Origin of the sequence: Acinetobacter sp. AR2-3, assembly GCF_001878775.1 — a bacterium.
In the GTDB taxonomy this organism is placed as follows: domain Bacteria; phylum Pseudomonadota; class Gammaproteobacteria; order Pseudomonadales; family Moraxellaceae; genus Acinetobacter; species Acinetobacter lwoffii_D.
In genome coordinates, this window is record NZ_MJIQ01000037.1 from 224,281 (window position 1) to 243,241 (window position 18,961).

Sequence of the window (18,961 nt, forward strand, 5' to 3'; positions counted from 1 at the left end):
TCAAGTTTTGGGTCAAATTATACCTGAGTAAATACTTTTAATTTTGACTTAATTTAATGCGTTTTAGTAAATTGCAATGTGAGCATCGCTTAAATATAAAAAAAACCGTAATCTTCGAAAAGATTACGGTTTTTGAAAACCCGAAATAATCTAGCGATTATTTACCTGAACGGTTACGTTTACGTTCGTTTTCAGTCAAGAAACGCTTACGGATACGGATTGACTTAGGTGTTACTTCTACTAGTTCATCATCTTCAATAAACTCAAGCGCTTGCTCAAGTGTATATTCAATCGCAGGAACCAGCGTTAACGCATCATCAGTACCAGAAGCACGTACGTTGGTTAACTGTTTTGCTTTAGTCGGGTTAACTGTCATGTCGTCTGAACGAGAGTTAATACCGATGATCATACCTTCATAAACTTCTAACTGTGGTTTCGCGAATAGACGACCACGGTCTTGAAGTGTGAACAGTGCATAGCCCAGGCAAGTACCTTGAACCATAGAAATCAGTACACCGTTTTGACGTTTCGCAACAGTACCTTGCTTCATTGGACCGTAGTGCGAGAAGCTAGACGTCATGATCCCTGTACCAGAAGTCATGGTCAGGAATTCAGAACGGAAACCAATCAGACCGCGTGAAGGAACAGTTGCCTCAATACGGATACGGCCTTTACCGTCAACTTCCATATTGGTCATTTCGCCTTTACGATGACCCATTTGTTCCATTACAGCGCCTTGGTGCTGTTCTTCAACGTCAAAAGTAACGTTTTCGTATGGCTCTTGTTTTTCACCATCAATTTCTTTAATGATTACTTGTGGACGAGATACGCCCATTTCGAAACCTTCACGACGCATGTTTTCAATAAGAACTGAAAGGTGAAGTTCACCACGACCAGATACTTTGAAACGGTCTGGACTATCAGTATCTTCAACACGTAATGCTACGTTGTGAATCAATTCGCGGTCTAGACGTTCACGGATATTACGTGAAGTTACGAACTTACCTTCTTTACCAGCAAACGGTGAGTTGTTTACCTGGAATGTCATCGATACTGTAGGTTCATCTACAGACAATGGAGGTAAAGCTTCAACATTTTTCGGATCACAGATGGTGTCAGAAATGTTGAGTGCATCGATACCCGTTACACAAACGATATCGCCTGCAGAAGCTTCTTCAACGTCAACGCGATCTAGACCATGATAACCCATGATTTTTAAGATACGGCCGTTACGTGTTTTGCCATCTTTATCGATTACAGTTACTTGTGTGTTTAATTTCACTGAACCGCGCTGGATACGACCAATACCGATAACGCCTACGAAGCTGTTATAGTCAAGTGAAGATACCTGCATTTGGAATGGACCATCAACATCAACTGCTGGTGGTTCAACGATGTCTACGATCGTTTGGAACAACGGAGTCATGTCTTCAGCAAGTTCTTCTGGAGAAGGACCAGCAACACCACGAAGGCCTGAAGCATAAACAACTGGGAAGTCTAACTGTTCGTCAGAAGCACCCAAGTTATCGAACAAATCAAATACTTGGTCAATTACCCAGTCTGGACGCGCGCTTGGCTTGTCGACTTTGTTAATAATCACGATTGGTTTCAAACCACGTGCGAACGCTTTTTGCGTTACGAAACGAGTTTGTGGCATCGGGCCTTCTTGTGAGTCTACAAGAAGAAGTACGCAGTCAACCATCGACATTACACGTTCAACTTCACCACCGAAGTCGGCGTGTCCCGGGGTGTCCACGATGTTAATGCGGTATTCAGTATTGGTACGTTCATCTAACCATTTGATTGCAGTGTTTTTTGCAAGAATGGTAATACCACGTTCACTTTCAATAGCGCCAGAATCCATGACACGCTCGATCTCACCCGCGCGATCACCGAGAGCACCTGATTGTTGCAAAAGTTTGTCTACAAGAGTGGTTTTACCATGATCGACGTGCGCAATAATGGCGATGTTACGGAGAGTTTTAATATCTGACATGTAAATTCAATGCGTATGTAATTTGAGGGCAAATTATACAGAAAAATACAAAACTTTTATAGTCACTGTAACCACACTCCTCAACTTTTTTTGCCCAGTTGGGGCTTTTTTGATTTTGTAAAGACGTGTAACTCGATTAGAATAGCGCCACCCAGCCTTAATTTGCATTGACACATGTCTGATTTTAATCAATCTCCTCCTTCTAAAGATCAACTCGACCTGGTATACGGTCTCGAAGATCGACCAAAACCACTGATTGCTTTTTTAGCTGCATTCCAGCATTTATTAGCGATTATTGTCCCGATTGTGACCCCTGGCCTGCTGATTTGTTTAGCGCTCGGTGTTTCCAAAGAAGACACCAACATGATTTTGTCCATGTCCTTGGTGATCTCGGGCATCGCAACTTTTTTACAGTCTAAAAAAGTCGGACCTTTTGGTGCCGGTCTGCTGATTGTCCAAGGAACCAGCTTTAACTTTATCGGTCCAATTATTGGTATTGGTTCAGCCATGGTGGCTGCAGGTACACCTGTAGAAGCAGTAATGGCTTCTATTTTTGGTGTGGTGATTGCAGGTGCATTTATTGAAATGGGCGTGTCACAAATTCTGCCTTGGATCAAAAAACTGATTACACCGCTGGTGACCGGGATTGTCGTGCTGCTGATTGGTTTGACCTTAATTAAAGAAGGTTTAATCAGTATGGGCGGTGGTTATCAGGCCATGAGCGATAAAACTTTTGCCAATGCTGACAACCTGATCATGTCTTGTACCGTCTTGGCGTTGATTATTATTCTGAACCGTATCCGGATTACCTGGGTAAAAAGTTCTGCCATTTTGATCGCCCTGATCTGTGGTTATGTTCTGGCGGGCTTTATGGGGCATCTGGATTTCTCTGGTCTAAAAGATGCACCGTTGGTACAGATTCCAACCCCAATGCATTTCGGTTTAAGCTTCTCCTGGAGCCTGTTTATTCCGATGGCATTCATTTACCTGGTGACGTCTTTAGAAGCGATTGGTGATATCACTGCGACTTCAAAGCTTTCCAACCAGCCAGTTGATGGTCCAAAATGGATGCAGCGCATTAAAGGCGGTGTACTGGTGAATGGCGCGAATTCATTCCTTGCCGGTATTTTTAACACCTTCCCGAGTTCAGTATTTGCACAGAACAATGGTGTAATTCAGTTGACGGGTGTAGCGAGTCGTTATGTCGGCATCTGGATTGCTGCTTTGCTGGTTATTCTTGGTTTGTTGCCTGCAGTTGCTGGTATTATTCAGGCCGTTCCGCAAGCGGTACTGGGTGGTGCAGTGATGGTGATGTTTGGTGCAGTCGCAGCCTCTGGTATTAACATTCTGTCTGGTGTCCATCTGGACCGTCGTGCCCTGCTGATTATTGCGATTTCATTAGCACTGGGTTTAGGTGTTGCACAAGTTCCACAAATTCTTGAACATCTTCCTGAGTTATTCCGTAATATCTTTAGCTCAGGCGTTGCTACTGGTGGTATCGCTGCCCTTATTCTGAATGTAGTACTTCCTGAAACAAAGAAGTAATTTCATGTCCAAAGAACACTGTCTAGGTCAGACTTAGGCAGTGTTATTTATATTGGAGAGATACCTATGGATCCTAAAAGCGAAGTTTTATTAAGACAATATGATTTTTTGTCGGGTCGCATCTTACTGATTAATGCACCAACAGATGATCTGCTCGCTGAATTCGATGCCTCTATCAATCCGGCTGTCTGGACATGGAATTTTAATGATTTTCAATATTTCCAGTCACAACAAGCAGATGTGCATTTTGGTGCAGAGATACCTGAAGCTGAGTTTGATCAGGCCGTTATTTTTGTACCCAAGTCTAAAGAACTGTTGAATTATTTACTGCACACTGTGGCAGCACAGCTTAAACCGGGTAGCAGTGTTTTTCTGGTCGGTGAAAAGAAAGGCGGGATAGAACGCGCAGCCAAACAGTTGCAGCCTTTTGGTAAAACACTCAAACTTGACAGCGCGCGTCATTGCCAGCTTTGGCAATTGGTTCTAGAACATACGGTCGAGAAAAAAGCACTTGCAGACTGGGCACAGCGTTATACCGTATCGACACCAAATGGCGACCTGAATATTTGTGCACTTCCAGGCGTCTTTAGTCAAAACCGTTTGGATGTAGGAACTGCCACCCTATTACCTTATTTGTCACAAGTTACTTCAGGTAAGATTGCCGACTTTGGTTGTGGCGCAGGTGTAATTAGTGCGTATCTGGCAAAGTTGAATCCGAAAAACCGGATTTTTGCCATGGATGTCGATGCCTTTGCACTGGCTTCTACGCAAATGACCTTTGCAGAAAACCAGCTCACTCCTGAACAGATTGAAATCAAAGCGGTTACTGGTATTGAGGATGCACCCTTGTTCCTGCATGCTATTGTCAGTAATCCGCCTTTTCATATGGGAATCGAGACCGATTACACGGCAAGTGAAACCTTGTGTAAAACCTCGCGTCGTCATTTAAAATCAGGCGGCGAGCTTTGGATCGTGGCCAACCGTTTCTTGAACTATCCGACCCTGATTGAACAAAACTTTGGTCGCTGCACAGTGAAAGCGGATCAACAAGGCTTTAAAGTGCTCTTCGCCAGCACTCAAAAAAATGTTAAGGAATCATGATGAGCGAAACGCAAAACACGATGCAGCTGCAGCGTAAGCTGGGTGCTCGTCATCTGAATATGATCGCCATTGGCGGATCAATTGGTACAGGTCTATTCCTGGCCTCAGGGGCGACCATTGCCAACGCTGGACCAGGCGGTGCACTACTTGCATATGTACTGATTGGGATCATGATTTATTTCTTGATGACCAGTCTAGGCGAGCTTGCCACACATAACCCGACCTCAGGTGCATTCTTCACTTACGGCACTAAATATGTCGAGGGTGGTTTTGGTTTCGCTCTGGGCTGGAACTACTGGTACAACTGGGCCATTACCGTAGCTTTTGAGCTGGTTGCCGTTCAGTTCATTATGAAATTCTGGTTTCCCGATATACCGGGCGTGTACTGGAGCGCCATTTTCCTTGCCATTATTTTCGGGATTAATGCCCTGACGGTAAAAGGCTTTGGCGAATCTGAATTTTTCTTTTCTCTGGTGAAAGTTCTCGCGATCATTGCTTTTATCATCATCGGAATCTGGATGATCGTGAAGATCATGCTCACCCCGGGTGCGGAAGCATTTGCCAACTGGAGCATTGGTGATGCACCCTTTGTCGGTGGTTTCCAGGCATTAATTGGCGTGGCGATGATTGCCGGATTCTCCTTCCAGGGTACCGAAATGGTCGGTGTGGCGGCAGGTGAATCGAAAGATCCAAAGAAAACCATCCCGGTGGCCATCAAACAGATTTTCTGGCGTATCCTGTTGTTTTATATTGTGTGTATTTTCATTATCGGCACCTTGATTGCCTATAATGACCCACGTTTATTACAGGCCGCTGCAACAGATAATATTGCGCTTTCGCCATTTACCCTACTCTATGAAAAAGCCGGTTTTGCCTTTGCCGCCAGTATCATGAATGCAGTGATCCTGACAGCCATTCTATCTGCAGGTAACTCGGGCATGTATTCATCTACCCGTATGCTGTTTAATATGGCGCGTAAAGGTAGTGCACCTAAAATGTTCGCGCGTCTGGACCCGCGTGGTGTGCCAATGAATGCACTCTATGCCACTACGGCGATCGCAGCTCTATGCTTCCTGACTACTTTCTTTGGTGAACAGGAAGTCTTTAACTGGCTGCTAAACATGTCAGGGATGTGTGGCTTTATTGTCTGGCTCGGGATTGCAATTTCGCATTACCGCTTCCGCAAAGGTTATTTGGCTCAAGGTTATAAACTGGAAGATCTGGCTTATCGCGCTAAATTCTTTCCTTTTGCTCCTTGGTTTGCATTTATCCTGTGTGCGATTGTTGTTCTCGGACAGAACTATCAGGATGTTTTGGCCGGTCAATGGATGGGTGTATTATCGACCTATATCAGTATTCCGCTATTCCTAGCGATTTGGTTCGGCTACAAATGGAAGAAAAAAACCAAACTGGTCTCTTATCAAGAGATGGATGTGCAGCCGATGAAACTTGATCAGGAATAAAAAATTATTCATTAAAAAAATCAGCTTACGGGCTGATTTTTTATTTCTTGAATTAACTATGACGCATCACAAAATTGCGATCATCAATCACAATCACTTGCTGGCAAATTCCTTCTGCTTGACGCTGCTGCTCAAATACCTGGGCTGGCATAGCATCAAAACTGTCAAAGAAACTGATTTCGTTCTCATCGATTGTATAGATCAGTGAATGATTGCCTACCCCGTCTAAGGTATCGTAGAACACAATCACAAAACGTCCTGCTTCTACATTTTCCTGAATTTCTGCATAAGACAATGGCTGTTCTATAACAGGAATATTTAAGCGATGTGCTTGTTGATAAAACTCAAGCTCAACCGGCTGTTTGTCTGCATCATATTCACTAAAAAAAGTGACATCCAGTCCTAAGGTCCGCAAAGCAACAGCAAGGGCAATAGTTGAAGTTCCCATCTCGGGATCATGGCGACAGAGCTGAACCAAGTCCGGAATATGCAGATCAATCCCATAATGATGAAAAATCATCCAAATCGAAAAAATTCCGCTATTGGCTTCCAGATTTTGCAAGTCTTCAGGAATTTCGACACTCATATTTTTACTCAACGACATCTTAACAGGCTAAGTGTAGTCAAAATACAGACACAAAAAAAGCAGCTCCGAAGAGCTGCCTTTTTAATGAGTGTTCAATAATGAATTATTGAGCAACTGGTTGTTCAGCTAAAACAGTACGGCTACCAGTGATTGTCGCGAATACACGACGGTTCATAGCACGACCTTCTTTAGTGTTGTTGTCTGCAATCGGTTGATCCCAAGCAAAACCTTGAGTAGACAAGCGAGATGCATCAACATTGTATTCATTTACAAGCGAAGATTTAACAGAGTTAGCACGTGCTAGAGATAAACGTTCGTTTAGTGCACGTGGACCAGTGTTGTCAGTGTGACCTTCGATACGAGCAGTAGCGTTTGGATATTCAACTAGCTTCTCAGCAACTTTAGCGATTTCTGGTTTGTATTGATCTTTGATGTTTGATTTGTTTGTATCAAAGAACACACGAAGTTCCATGTTCAGGTCTTCAGTCAACTCTTGTGGCGCTGGAGCAACTGGAGTTACAGGCTCAACTGGAGCAACTTCAACTACTGGAGCAGCTGGTTTCAGACGACCACCTAGAACAACATTAAGACCAGCTAATGCTGTGTAGTTCCAGAATTTTTCGTCAAAGTGGTAAGTACCACGAGCTTCAGTACGTAGCGCTAAGGCATCGTTGATGTGCCAGAATGCACCCACACCAGCATTACCTAGAGTACCTTCTTCTTCATTACCGCGAGTACCGCGTGGCACACCTTCAAATTCGTATTTGTAGTGACCCGCACCTAGAAGCATGTATGGCTTCACTTTGCTGTCATAGTTACCAGTAAATACGTCAGAAGTTGCGTAGAAGTTACCTGCAATATTTTGGCCTTTGTATTCTGCACCTTCAGCAGCACCGTCAACATCGCCCTTTACTTGGCTATATTCAGCTTCAAAACCTAACCAAGGAGTTAATTCAACACCAATAGCAGCACCTACGAATAAATCGTCTTGTAATTCAGGACTACTAGTAAGTTCGCCATCATTACCGTTATTATTGTGCTGGGTGTCTTGGAATGTATAACCTAACATCAACGGAGTAACAGTTACGCCTGCATTTGCAGCAGCAAAAGGTGCAGCTACAAGCATAGCTAAAGCAATACGACTCATTTTCATGGATTTATCCTCCAGAGATAAAAATTGTTGTTCAAGCTCAAGCCCGCAATAGGCCATCCTGAGATAGGCTTTTTATTACCCCAGTTTTATTCTTAAGCTATTCACATGGCATCATACAAACACTTTATTATTTTTCCAAGTGCTTGATTAATTTAATCAAGTAAATTATTGACAAAATTACTTACAATTTCCGTTGTAATTCGGTAACTTTTTACTCAATTTTTTATTCTGAATACCCTATGGTGATTGCCAATTATTTTTTAATCACTTTCTTGAAACTTAAGTAAGGACTGATTACTCGGCTCCACAAAGCATAAAAAACGTATAATTAATAACATCTTTATTATAAAAATAATATATAAATCAGGTAACTCTATGTATAAAAAAATAACAAGAGCATTCACTATTGTTGAGTTAATTATCTGTATTGCAATGATTGCAATTCTGGTCAGTATCGCCCTACCGTACTTCCATGACTATCGATCCAAACAGGAAGCCAAAAATATTCCGATCAAATTATCTCAAATTAATCGCTATGCACGCAGCCAGGCTGCAGTGTTTCATCAAAATATTGTAATCTGCCCGAGCCAAGATTCTCTCAGTTGCCAAGCCAATCAATGGAACAAGAACATGCTGGTTTTTATTGATAAAAATAAAAACAGGCAAGTGGATGTAGACGAACAAATTTTACATATTGATGCACTGAACCTCAAATACGGTAACCTAAGTTGGCGAGGAACTTTGAGTTTACCGAGTGTCACTTATCAAGCACATACTGCCTTGCCGATTGGTTCAAATGGTAGTTTCTATTATTGTTCTACCCATCTTTCTAGCCAACAGCGTATTGTACTCAGCAAAATGGGCCATATCAGGATTGAAAGTCTCTCATCTTGCTAACAGAACTATCCAGTTTATGCTTCGCTGCGATTAACGCTTCAATCCTGAGTTTTTTTCAATATACTGCTTAAGTTTGAAAAAATTGATTAAAACTCATACGGAGAGAGAACAATGACTGACATCGTAATTGTCAATGGTGCACGTACAGCCATGGGTGGCTTTCAGGGTAGTCTTGCAAGTGTAACTGCGCCCGAACTGGGTGCGGTCACCATTAAAGAAGCCATTGCCCGTGCGGGTCTGCAACCAACAGATATTGAAGAAGTCATTATGGGTTGTGTACTTCCGGCAGGCTTAAAACAAGGCCCCGCACGTCAAGCAATGCGTCAAGCTGGTCTTCCAGATTCTACTGGCGCTGTAACCATTAATAAATTATGTGGTTCAGGCATGAAAGCCGTCATGCAAGCTGCAGATATGATTAAAGCCGGTTCTGCAAATATCGTGGTTGCAGGTGGCATGGAATCCATGACCAATGCTCCTTATGTATTGCCAAAAGCACGTGGCGGTTTCCGTATGGGTCACGGTGAAATCAAGGACCATATGTTTCTGGATGGCTTGGAAGATGCTGAAACAGGTCGCTTGATGGGTTCATTTGCCCAAGATATGGCAAATACCAAAGGTTATAGCCGTGAGCAAATGGATGATTTTGCGATTCGCTCATTAAAACGTGCGCAAACTGCGGTCAATGAAGGCTACTTTGCTGATGAAATCGTGCCTGTAACAGTTAAAACCCGCAAAGGCGATGTGGTCGTTGATAAAGATGAGCAACCATTTAATGCCAACATCGATAAAATTCCAACTTTACGTCCAGCGTTTGCTAAAGACGGTACGATTACAGCGGCTAATGCCAGCTCGATTTCAGATGGCGCATCCGCTCTGGTCATTACTTCAGCTGACAATGCAGCAGCAAAAGGCTTAAATCCTTTAGCCAAAATTGTTGCTTATGCTTCGAATTCTCAACATCCATCTGAATTTACCATTGCTCCAGTCGGTGCAATCCAGAAAGTACTGGATAAAACCGGATGGACCGCTTCTGATGTCGATCTTTGGGAAATCAATGAAGCCTTTGCCATGGTCACCATGTGCCCAATGGATGAGTTCAAGCTAGACCCTGAAAAAGTCAACATCAATGGTGGTGCATGTGCTCTCGGCCATCCTGTGGGTTCTACCGGTTCACGTATTATCCTGACTTTGATTCATGCACTAAAACGTACCGGTGGAAAAAAAGGGATTGCTGCATTGTGTATCGGTGGTGGTGAAGCGACTGCTGTAGCGATTGAATTACTGTAACCTCTTTCCTCACCCCATCCCTCTCCCATAAGGAGAGGGAGTTAAAAATCCTCCTAATCTGGAGGATTTTTTTCGCTTACATTTTGATAAAGCGTGCTCGCGCAAAATACCGCAAAGTGGCGTAGATTAAAGCAAGTAAATAAAAGGGAGTTCTCCCATGCAACTGAATCATTACCTCAATTTCCAAGGTCAGGCTGAAGCAGCCTTTAACTTTTATAAATCAGTTTTTGGCGGCGAATTTTCAAGTCTGAGTCGTTATGGTGACATGCCAGCTGAAGAAGGCGTCAAGCTATCAGAAGCGGATAAAAATAAAATCCTGCATATCTCACTTCCTATCAATGAATTTACAGAACTGATGGCATCCCATACGAATGATCAATTTTGCGCGCAAACCAATACCATATTCACGCAAGGTAATAATCATTATATTTCCATTAACTTAGACGCCAGCGAACAAGCTGAAGTACAACGACTTTTTAATGCTTTATCGGTGAATGGTCAAATTGAAATGCCGCTAGAAAAAACCTTTTGGGGCGCACTTTATGCTGCCTTTAGCGATCAGTTTGGAATTCACTGGCTGATCAACTGTCAACTTGAAGAAAACTGAAGGCTTTTATCAAGATATAAAAAAGCCGGAATCAATCCGGCTTTTTGACAGCAACTTAATTAAATTAAGCACCTGTTTGATAATGTGCCTGCGCAACCGCAGTTGATGCCTGGTACGGATTTCTGAAATCATTCAAACCAGCAGCAGCTTCCTGAATATCCTTACCTTCTTTAATCACAAAAGTATCGAAACCAGAACGCTTCATGTAATTCAGTACATCTTTGAATACATCTCCAGTAGCACGCAGTTCGCCCTGGAAACCCTGGCGACGAAGAAGTGCTGCAAATGAATAACCACGGCCATCATTAAAACCGGCAAACTCGATAAAGATTGCGTCTAGCTGGTCCAGTGGAAATTCATGGTTTTCAGGAGAAGCATCGACGGTTAAGTACAATGCTTTTTTACCTGATATATTGGCAATCTGGTCTAACTGTTCCACAGTCAGAACCACATCGCCCTGTGGCAAAACACCATCTTCACCAACTAATTGGTATGTGTTGTCTGCAATCGTGCCATCTTTAGAGAGCACTTGAAGTGCGGTATTAAGCATATGCACGCTCCTTAAATGGTTGAATGCCGACACGGCGATAAGTATCGATAAACTCTTCACCATCCTGACGCAGATCAAGATAAGTATTCAGAATTTCTTCTACGATATCCGGCACGACTTCGGCTGCAAATGATGGGCCAAGAATGTCACCAATCGAAGCATCATGATCGGCATTACCGCCTAAAGTGATCTGGTAGAATTCTGCACCTTTCTTGTCTACACCTAAAATACCGATGTTACCCACGTGGTGATGACCACAGGCATTCATACAACCTGAAATATTCAGATCCAGTTTACCTAGGTTATAAATCGTATCCAGATCATCAAAACGGCGGGAAATCGCTTCAGAAATCGGAATGGATTTCGCATTGGCCAATGAACAGAAGTCACCGCCTGGGCAGCAGATGATGTCGGTCAAGAAACCGATATGCGCACGTGCCAGGTTATTTTGGTCAAGGGTTTGCCATACAGCGAACAAATCTTTTTGTGGGACATCGACCAGGGAAATGTTTTGTTCATGCGTAGTACGCAGCTCACCGAAAGTGTACTGATCGGCAAGGTCTGCAATCAGGTTCATTTCTTCGGTGCTGACATCACCCGGTGCAATCCCGGCACGTTTCAGTGAAATCGTCACGATACGATAACCTTTCACTTTATGTGCATTGGTATTGATGTTGAACCACTGTTTGAATTTCGGATATTGCGCGAACAATTCAGTGAAATCTTCATCTGCATAATCTTGGTAGTCAAATGGCGTGAAGTTCTCATCCATTTTCACCAAGGTGTCTGCATCGATTTTCAGTGTTTTAATCGTATGTTCAAATTCAGCTTCAACTTTCTCGGCAAATACGGCTGGTGTTAAGGCTTTTACCAGAATCTTGATACGCGCTTTATATTTGTTGTCGCGACGGCCATGCAAGTTATATACACGAAGCACTGCTTCCAGATAAGCAATCAGGTCTTCACGCGGCAAGAACTCACGAATAAAGCTGCCAATCACTGGCGTACGGCCGAGACCACCACCGACTTTGATTTTATAGCCCATTTCGCCTGCTTCATTACGCACGATATACACACCGATATCGTGGAATGCAGTGGCTGCACGATCGGTTTCTTCAAGCGCAGAGACTGCAATCTTGAACTTACGTGGCAAGAAAGCAAATTCCGGATGGAAGGTCGACCATTGACGGATCAATTCACAAGTCGGACGTGGATCGGCAATTTCGCCTGCAACCACACCGGCATACTGATCCGTCGTGGTATTACGGATACAGTTACCTGAAGTCTGAATCGCATGCATTTGCACAGTGGCCAGTTCAGCCAGCATATCCGGCACGTTTTCAAGCGCTGGCCAGTTAAACTGGATGTTTTGACGGGTCGAAATATGCGCGTAGCCACGGTCATATTCTTTTGCCAAATCAGCCACTTTACGAAGTTGTTTTGAGTTCATCAAACCATATGGCACAGCAATACGTAACATTGGCGCATAACGCTGTACGTACAGACCATTTTGCAGACGAAGCGGACGATACTCATCTTCAGTGAGTTTACCGGCTAAATAACGTTCCGTTTGGTCACGGAACTGTGCAACACGTTCATTAATCAGTTGCTGATCGAAATCAGTATATAAATACATGGCGTACAGCTAGTAGTTTCTATTATATCGCCGGCAAGGATAGCGAGATTGAACCTATCAATAAAATGCTTTTTATACATATTTCATAGCGGTTTTATTGATAAGCCTGCCAAAGTTTCACGGATCTCAGTGTTTACAGCATTGGATTAAATTTAAAGTAATAATGATTAAATTCTTCAATCATTATTACTTATTTTCATATAGAAAGATTTCTCTCTCTACTCTATTAACACTTTAAAAATTCTACCAATTTTGACTCTCTCCCAATTGCTGCCCTACAAATTCATAACGTATCGTGGAACGTGAAAATTTAATCGGGCAAGCCAGTTGTGCTTCGGTTTGCTGACTATTGGATTTGAGTGGCACCTGTACAACCCATCCCCGCTGCTGGGCCAGATCAGAATGTAAAGCTTCTTCAAGTTTGAGTACCGGTTCGACACAGACGTCTAGCGCGGCAAACAGCGTTTGCCATGCAGCCAATGACTTGGTCTTGATTTTATTCTGAATCGCCTGTTTCACCGCAGCATGATCTTCAGCGGCATAAGAAGCACCTTTTTCCAAAACAATCGGCAGCTCTAAAGCCTGTGCCAGCCCCTGCATAAATTGTGGTTCCAGACTGCCAATCGACAAATAACGCCCATCCTGGGTTTCATAATAGTCGTAAAAAGTACCGCCATTCAGATACCCTGATTCAGGCCGTTGATGCTGATTGCCAGCCAGACTGGCAGAAGCCGCCAAATTATTCATCGTCACCACGCAATCGGTCATGGAAATATCAATATATTGCCCTTTGCCACTTTGTTGGCGTTCAATCACCGCAGCCAGAATCGCAATCACGGCATGCATGGAACCACCTGCAACATCGGCGACCTGAATTCCCAAGGCAGGTGGGCCATTTTCAATCCGACCACTGTGTCCGGCAATTCCAGATAAAGCCAGATAATTAATGTCGTGCCCTGCCTTATCTTTATATGTGCCAGTTTGGCCATAACCGGTAATGGAACAGTAAATCAATTTTGGATTAATTTCGCTTAAGGTTTGATAATCTAAGCCTAGACGTTGCATTACACCGGGGCGAAATTGCTCAATCACAATGTCATAATCTGCAATCTTGGATTTAACCAGTTCAATATTCGCAGGATCTTTCAAGTCCAGTGCAACCGATTGCTTGTTTCGATTCAAATAACTTTGTGAAGTGGCTTGTCCATTTGCAAAGGGTGGCATTAATCGCAACAGGTCCGGTCGGGTCGGTGATTCAATATGCACAACTTCTGCACCTAAATCAGCAAGATATAATGTGGCAAATGGGCCGGGTAAAAGTGTAGAAAAGTCGAGGATTTTCAATCCTTTTAATACATATGACATTGGAGTATTTGCTCTACTTATATTGCTTTTTTCAGCATAATAGGCACATAAATGCACAAAAACAATGTCATGTTCAGCCATTTACCTTGATAGTTTCGGCAATCTAATATGTAAGAAAATGGCAAAGGTATTCTTGTAAATTGCCATTGCTTTATTATTTTTCGTCATTTAGGTCAATTATTAGTGAACATTAAAGAGACTGAAGGATTAAACATGAGTCGTGATACGATCAGTATCCATTTCGTCAATGCAGCTCTATCTGGCGTTAAACGTCTGGGCATGGATGTCGATACTTTATTGTCTCACGTCGGGATTGAAGCAGAGCTGCTGCATCAACCCAAAGCCCGTATTTCGCCTGAACAATATACCCGCTTTATAAAAATGTTGTGGATGGTGACTCAGGACGAGCATGTTGGCTTTGATAAACAGCAACGCCGTCTGGGTACGTTTGCGATCATGTGTCAGCTCATTATTCATGCCAAAACTCTGGGTGATGCACTGGAACTGTCTTCCCAGTTCTACAAACTCTTTGGTGATGACTGGTCGGTGACCCTAGAACGCGACAAACACGAAGCTCGTCTGGTTCCACTCATTCCAAACGCAATGGATCCGGATCATTTCATTACCGAAAGCATGCTGATGATCTGGCATGGCTTAGCGTCTTGGCTCATTGAACGTCGCCTGCCACTGGAACGCGTGCATTTTAGCTATCCTCGTCCAGACCATGCCGATGAATATGATGCTTTATTCTTTGCGCCGGTAATGCAGTTCGATATGCCACGTACCGAGATCACTTTTGCTGCGGACTATCTGGACCTACCAATTCGCCAGAATGAAGAAACCTTGGAGGAATTTTTGAAAGCAGCGCCGGCCCAACTGCTGGTGAAATTCAAAAATACCAATTCACTGACTTCACGTATTCGTGATGTACTGAAAAGCCAGATTGGCGAAGAAATGCCAACATTAAACGATGTCGCGTCGATGCTTTATCTATCACCGCAAACTTTGCGTCGCCGTCTGGCAGCCGAAGGTAAAAGCTATCAAGGTGTGAAAGATGCCCTGCGCCGTGATGCCGCAATTCACCTGTTACTTAATCCGGATCTAACCCTTGAAGATGTCGCGCAACAAGTCGGTTTCAGTGAAACCAGTACTTTCCACCGTGCCTTCAAAAAATGGACGGGTGTAACCCCGGGTCTGTATCGTCAATTACATGGCTATCATTAATCAAATGATGTTGCGAAATAATATTTAATAATAAAACCAGTTCTCTCCGCCTAAGCAAAAGCTTAGGCTTTTTTATAGCTAAAATTGGCTAAATCGCTCAAATGATCTGGCCCGTTCTCGTCATTGCACTTCAAAAATTAAGCATTACACTCGAGTCATTAGAATAATTTTCATCAAATCAATAAAAGGGACATGCTATGAGCGAGGCATATATTATTGACGCCATTCGTACGCCACGCGGAAAAGGCAAAAAAGATGGATCTTTACATCAAGTAAAACCCATTTCATTACTGACTGGTTTACTCAATGAACTTCAGGCTCGTCATCAATTTGATACCTCAAAAGTAGATGATATCGTGCTCGGCTGTGTCACCCCAATTGGTGATCAGGGTGCCGATATTGCCAAAACGGCTGCCATCGCTGCCGGCTGGGACAATGATGTGGCGGGTGTGCAAATTAACCGTTTTTGTGCTTCCGGTCTGGAAGCTGTCAATCTGGCCGCACAAAAAGTCCGTTCTGGCTGGGAAGATCTGGTTGTTGCAGGTGGAGTCGAATCCATGTCCCGCGTTCCGATGGGTTCAGACGGTGGTCCTTGGGCACTGGACCCTGAAACCAATATGGCTTGTGACTTTATTCCACAAGGTATTGGTGCGGACTTGATTGCTACCATTGACGGTTATAGCCGTGCAGATGTAGATCAGTTTGCCGAACAATCACAAAAGAAAGCGGCTGCTGCTCAAGCCCATGGCCATTTCAATGCATCCGTGATCCCGGTAAAAGACAAAGCCGGTGTGGTGATTCTGGACAAAGACGAATTTATCAAACCGACAACGACCGCAGAAGGCCTAGGCAAACTCAATCCAAGTTTCGCCACTATGGGGCAAATGGGCTTTGATTCAATTGCCCTGCAAAAATATCCTGAAGTGGGTGCTATCAATCATGTGCATCATGCCGGGAATTCTTCAGGCATTGTCGATGGTGCAGCTGTGGTTTTGATCGCATCGGAACAAGCAGTAAAAGAACAAGGTCTCAAGCCACGTGCCAAAGTACTGGCGACGGCACTGGTCGGTGCAGATCCAACCATTATGCTGACCGGCCCTGCCCCGGCCGCTCGTAAGGCCTTGGCGAAAGCCGGTTTAACAATTGATGATATTGACCTGTTTGAAGTCAATGAAGCCTTTGCTGCTGTGGTGATGCGCTTTATCAATGAAATGAAAGTTGATCCTGCCAAGGTGAATGTCAACGGAGGCGCAATTGCCATGGGACATCCACTCGGTGCGACTGGTGCGATGATTTTAGGGACATTACTGGACGAGTTAGAACGCCAGGGCAAAAAGCGGGGTCTGGCTACACTTTGCGTAGGTGGCGGTATGGGCATCGCAACCATTATTGAACTGGTATAAGGAGAAAAATAATGAGCGCAATTCAATATCAAAAAAATGAAGATAATATTGTTATTTTAACGTTTGATTCTCCAAACCAGTCTGCCAATACCATGAATGCCGACTTTCGCACGGCACTGGATGAAGTCGTTGCCCAGTTACAAGCAGATGAAGATATTGCCGGGATTATTTTCCGTTCAGCGAAAAAAACTTTCTTTGCTGGCGGCGATCTGGATGAACTGATTCAAGCCACTCCTGAACATGCAACTGAATTCTTCAATATGATTGAAGAGATGAAAGCCAAACTACGCTATATCGAAACTCGCGGTATTCCTGTCGTTGCTGCACTGAATGGTACAGCGCTTGGCGGGGGCTGGGAAATTGCCTTGTGTGCCCATCATCGTATTGCCCTGAATGACCCTAAAAGCAAATTTGGCCTGCCTGAAGTCACACTGGGTTTATTACCAGGTGGCGGTGGTATCGTCCGTAGCGTCCGCCTGCTCGGTCTGCAAAATGCCCTTCCTTTATTAATGGAAGGCAAACAGTTTGGAGTCGATAAAGCCAGATCTTTAGGGTTGATTCATGAGATCGCAGACAGTACAGATGAATTGCTAGAAAAGGCCATTGCCTGGATCAAAGCCAATCTAAAATCTCAGCAGCCATTCGATGTAAAAGGCTATAAAATTCCGGGTGGTAGCCCTTCGACACCAGCAGTTGCACAGATGCTGGCAATTGCTCCGGCGATGCTGCGCGATAAAACCAAAGGCTGCTACCCTGCACCTGAAGCGATCATGTCGGCTGCGGTAGAAGGTGCACAGGTCGATGTCGATACTGCCCTGACCATTGAATCGCGTTACTTTACTTATTTGGCGACCGGTCAAATTTCTAAAAATATGATTGGCACCTTCTGGCATGGTCTGAATGCAATCAAGTCCGGCGCCAGTCGCCCTCAAGGTCTTGAAAGGTGGAAAGCCACTAAAGTCGGTATTCTAGGTGCGGGTATGATGGGTGCTGGGATCGCCTATGCCACTGCCAGCAAAGGCATTCCTGTAGTATTAAAAGATATTTCAATCGAAGCAGCTGAAAAAGGCAAAGCCTATAGCCAGAAACTGCTGGATAAAAAATTCGCTCAAGGGCGTTTATCAGCCGAGAAACGAGATCAGGTTTTAAGCCTGATTCAAACAACTGCATCGAATGCAGATCTAGCCGGTTGCGACCTGATCATTGAAGCCGTATTTGAGAATCCCACGCTCAAGGCTCAAGTTACACAAGAGGCAGAACAATATCTTGCCAGCAACGGCGTAATGGCTTCGAATACCTCGACCCTGCCGATCACAGAATTAGCCCAGGCTTCAAAAAATGATCAGAACTTTATCGGCCTGCATTTCTTCAGTCCGGTCGATAAAATGCAGCTAGTGGAAATTATCAAAGGTAAAAATACCTCGCCAGAAACGCTGGCCAAAGCTTTCGATTTCGTGCAGCAAATTGGCAAATTACCGATTGTGGTGAATGACAGCCGTGGTTTCTTTACTAGCCGCGTGTTTGGTACCTTTGTGCAGGAAGGTTTACGCCTGCTGGCAGAAGGTGTACATCCGGCGCGAATTGAAATGGCTGCACTCAAAGCCGGTATGCCGATGGGTCCGTTGGCGATTCAGGATGAAGTGTCCTTGACCTTGTCTGAACATGTGGCCAATGAAAGATATAAAGCTTTAGAAGCACAAGGTCAGACCATCACTAAATCACCTGCGGATGAGGTGATTCACAGCATGATTCACGAATTTAACCGTAAAGGTAAGGCTGCCGGCCAAGGTTTTTATGATTATCCGGCCGATGCCAAAAAGCAGCTCTGGTCTGGTCTCAGCTACTGGAAAAAAGACAACGATATTTCTGAACAGGAAATGATTGACCGCTTCCTATTTGTACAGGCATTAGATACCGTGCGCTGTCTGGAAGAAGGTGTCCTGGAATCTGTCGTTGATGCCAATGTCGGTTCCATTTTTGGTATTGGCTTTGCCGCCTGGACGGGCGGTGCAGTACAATTCCTGAATCAGTATGGTTTAGCCAAAGCCGTGACCCGTGCCAAAGTACTTGAAAATAAATATGGCGAACGCTTCAAAGCCCCACAACTCCTCAAAGATCGCGCAGCACACGCCCAGCCGATTCAATAAC

At 44.0% G+C, this 18,961-nt stretch carries 15 protein-coding genes; 9 read left to right on the forward strand and 6 right to left on the reverse strand.

The genetic code is table 11. From position 1 onward, the window contains the following. Positions 1 to 157 precede the first annotated feature (157 nt). Positions 158 to 1,996: a translational GTPase TypA gene (gene typA, locus BFN00_RS06675; protein WP_004281716.1), complete on the reverse strand. Its 1,839-nt coding sequence runs from the start codon at positions 1,994 to 1,996 to the stop codon at positions 158 to 160. A 174-nt stretch (positions 1,997 to 2,170) separates the two neighbouring features. Between typA and BFN00_RS06680 the strand changes: the two genes are divergently transcribed. From BFN00_RS06680 to BFN00_RS06690, 3 genes are all read left to right on the forward strand, one after another. Next, the gene (locus BFN00_RS06680; RefSeq protein WP_004281715.1) at positions 2,171 to 3,541 is read left to right on the forward strand and encodes a uracil-xanthine permease family protein; all 1,371 of its coding nucleotides are present in this window, start codon (positions 2,171 to 2,173) and stop codon (positions 3,539 to 3,541) included. Positions 3,542 to 3,607: 66 nt separating this feature from the next. Then, on the forward strand, positions 3,608 to 4,642 hold the full coding sequence (locus BFN00_RS06685) for a methyltransferase (protein WP_004732141.1): 1,035 nt from the start codon (positions 3,608 to 3,610) through the stop codon (positions 4,640 to 4,642). Beyond that, positions 4,642 to 6,105 carry an amino acid permease gene (locus BFN00_RS06690; protein WP_004732143.1) on the forward strand — a complete coding sequence of 488 codons (1,464 nt, stop codon included), beginning with the start codon at positions 4,642 to 4,644 and terminating at the stop codon, positions 6,103 to 6,105. Before BFN00_RS06685 ends, BFN00_RS06690 begins: the two co-directional genes overlap by 1 nt. A 52-nt stretch (positions 6,106 to 6,157) precedes the next feature. On the opposite strand, the gene BFN00_RS06695 is transcribed toward BFN00_RS06690, so the two are convergent. Continuing rightward, positions 6,158 to 6,691 carry a cysteine peptidase family C39 domain-containing protein gene (locus tag BFN00_RS06695; RefSeq protein WP_004732145.1) on the reverse strand — a complete coding sequence of 178 codons (534 nt, stop codon included), beginning with the start codon at positions 6,689 to 6,691 and terminating at the stop codon, positions 6,158 to 6,160. A gap of 103 nt (positions 6,692 to 6,794) precedes the next feature. Then, a complete protein-coding gene (gene omp38, locus BFN00_RS06700; protein ID WP_004645938.1) occupies positions 6,795 to 7,844 on the reverse strand; it encodes an outer membrane protein Omp38 in 1,050 nt (349 codons plus the stop codon). A 375-nt stretch (positions 7,845 to 8,219) separates the two neighbouring features. Between omp38 and BFN00_RS06705 the strand changes: the two genes are divergently transcribed. The 3 genes from BFN00_RS06705 (at position 8,220) to BFN00_RS06715 (ending at position 10,635) form a co-directional block, all read left to right on the forward strand. After that, positions 8,220 to 8,741: a GspH/FimT family pseudopilin gene (locus tag BFN00_RS06705; protein WP_071850807.1), complete on the forward strand. Its 522-nt coding sequence runs from the start codon at positions 8,220 to 8,222 to the stop codon at positions 8,739 to 8,741. Positions 8,742 to 8,852: 111 nt separating this feature from the next. Further along, complete coding sequence (locus BFN00_RS06710; protein WP_071850808.1) at positions 8,853 to 10,028, forward strand: thiolase family protein; 1,176 nt, start codon at positions 8,853 to 8,855, stop codon at positions 10,026 to 10,028. Positions 10,029 to 10,185: 157 nt separating this feature from the next. Continuing rightward, entirely contained in the window at positions 10,186 to 10,635 is a 450-nt protein-coding gene (locus BFN00_RS06715; RefSeq protein ID WP_071850809.1) for a VOC family protein, read from the forward strand. Between the two features lie 64 nt (positions 10,636 to 10,699). On the opposite strand, the gene BFN00_RS06720 is transcribed toward BFN00_RS06715, so the two are convergent. From BFN00_RS06720 to BFN00_RS06730, 3 genes are all read right to left on the reverse strand, one after another. Next, entirely contained in the window at positions 10,700 to 11,185 is a 486-nt protein-coding gene (locus BFN00_RS06720) for a DUF934 domain-containing protein (RefSeq protein ID WP_004732154.1), read from the reverse strand. Continuing rightward, positions 11,178 to 12,821: a nitrite/sulfite reductase gene (locus BFN00_RS06725; protein WP_004732157.1), complete on the reverse strand. Its 1,644-nt coding sequence runs from the start codon at positions 12,819 to 12,821 to the stop codon at positions 11,178 to 11,180. The genes BFN00_RS06720 and BFN00_RS06725 overlap by 8 nt, the downstream gene beginning before the upstream one ends. Before the next feature lie 243 nt (positions 12,822 to 13,064). Further along, positions 13,065 to 14,186, reverse strand: coding sequence for a CaiB/BaiF CoA transferase family protein (locus tag BFN00_RS06730; RefSeq protein ID WP_035341222.1), 1,122 nt, complete (start codon positions 14,184 to 14,186; stop codon positions 13,065 to 13,067). Positions 14,187 to 14,399: 213 nt separating this feature from the next. On the opposite strand from BFN00_RS06730, the gene BFN00_RS06735 reads away from it, so the two are divergent. From BFN00_RS06735 to BFN00_RS06745, 3 genes are all read left to right on the forward strand, one after another. Continuing rightward, positions 14,400 to 15,410 carry an AraC family transcriptional regulator gene (locus BFN00_RS06735; RefSeq protein ID WP_004645946.1) on the forward strand — a complete coding sequence of 337 codons (1,011 nt, stop codon included), beginning with the start codon at positions 14,400 to 14,402 and terminating at the stop codon, positions 15,408 to 15,410. Positions 15,411 to 15,607: 197 nt separating this feature from the next. Further along, positions 15,608 to 16,813 carry an acetyl-CoA C-acetyltransferase gene (locus BFN00_RS06740; protein ID WP_004732160.1) on the forward strand — a complete coding sequence of 402 codons (1,206 nt, stop codon included), beginning with the start codon at positions 15,608 to 15,610 and terminating at the stop codon, positions 16,811 to 16,813. 11 nt (positions 16,814 to 16,824) lie between these two features. Next, a complete protein-coding gene (locus BFN00_RS06745) occupies positions 16,825 to 18,960 on the forward strand; it encodes a 3-hydroxyacyl-CoA dehydrogenase NAD-binding domain-containing protein (protein WP_004732162.1) in 2,136 nt (711 codons plus the stop codon). Position 18,961: the final 1 nt, after the last annotated feature.

Bases quoted from the DNA above. Each gene is read 5' to 3' on its own strand.
- BFN00_RS06690 (WP_004732143.1), top strand. From the start codon at position 4,642: ATGAGCGAAACGCAAAACACGATGCAGCTGCAGCGTAAGCTGGGTGCT.
- BFN00_RS06730 (WP_035341222.1), bottom strand. From the start codon at position 14,186: ATGTCATATGTATTAAAAGGATTGAAAATCCTCGACTTTTCTACACTT.
- typA (WP_004281716.1), bottom strand. From the start codon at position 1,996: ATGTCAGATATTAAAACTCTCCGTAACATCGCCATTATTGCGCACGTC.
- BFN00_RS06695 (WP_004732145.1), bottom strand. From the start codon at position 6,691: ATGAGTGTCGAAATTCCTGAAGACTTGCAAAATCTGGAAGCCAATAGC.
- BFN00_RS06725 (WP_004732157.1), bottom strand. From the start codon at position 12,821: ATGTATTTATATACTGATTTCGATCAGCAACTGATTAATGAACGTGTT.
- BFN00_RS06710 (WP_071850808.1), top strand. From the start codon at position 8,853: ATGACTGACATCGTAATTGTCAATGGTGCACGTACAGCCATGGGTGGC.
- BFN00_RS06735 (WP_004645946.1), top strand. From the start codon at position 14,400: ATGAGTCGTGATACGATCAGTATCCATTTCGTCAATGCAGCTCTATCT.
- BFN00_RS06720 (WP_004732154.1), bottom strand. From the start codon at position 11,185: ATGCTTAATACCGCACTTCAAGTGCTCTCTAAAGATGGCACGATTGCA.
- BFN00_RS06715 (WP_071850809.1), top strand. From the start codon at position 10,186: ATGCAACTGAATCATTACCTCAATTTCCAAGGTCAGGCTGAAGCAGCC.
- BFN00_RS06740 (WP_004732160.1), top strand. From the start codon at position 15,608: ATGAGCGAGGCATATATTATTGACGCCATTCGTACGCCACGCGGAAAA.
- BFN00_RS06745 (WP_004732162.1), top strand. From the start codon at position 16,825: ATGAGCGCAATTCAATATCAAAAAAATGAAGATAATATTGTTATTTTA.
- BFN00_RS06705 (WP_071850807.1), top strand. From the start codon at position 8,220: ATGTATAAAAAAATAACAAGAGCATTCACTATTGTTGAGTTAATTATC.
- BFN00_RS06680 (WP_004281715.1), top strand. From the start codon at position 2,171: ATGTCTGATTTTAATCAATCTCCTCCTTCTAAAGATCAACTCGACCTG.
- BFN00_RS06685 (WP_004732141.1), top strand. From the start codon at position 3,608: ATGGATCCTAAAAGCGAAGTTTTATTAAGACAATATGATTTTTTGTCG.
- omp38 (WP_004645938.1), bottom strand. From the start codon at position 7,844: ATGAAAATGAGTCGTATTGCTTTAGCTATGCTTGTAGCTGCACCTTTT.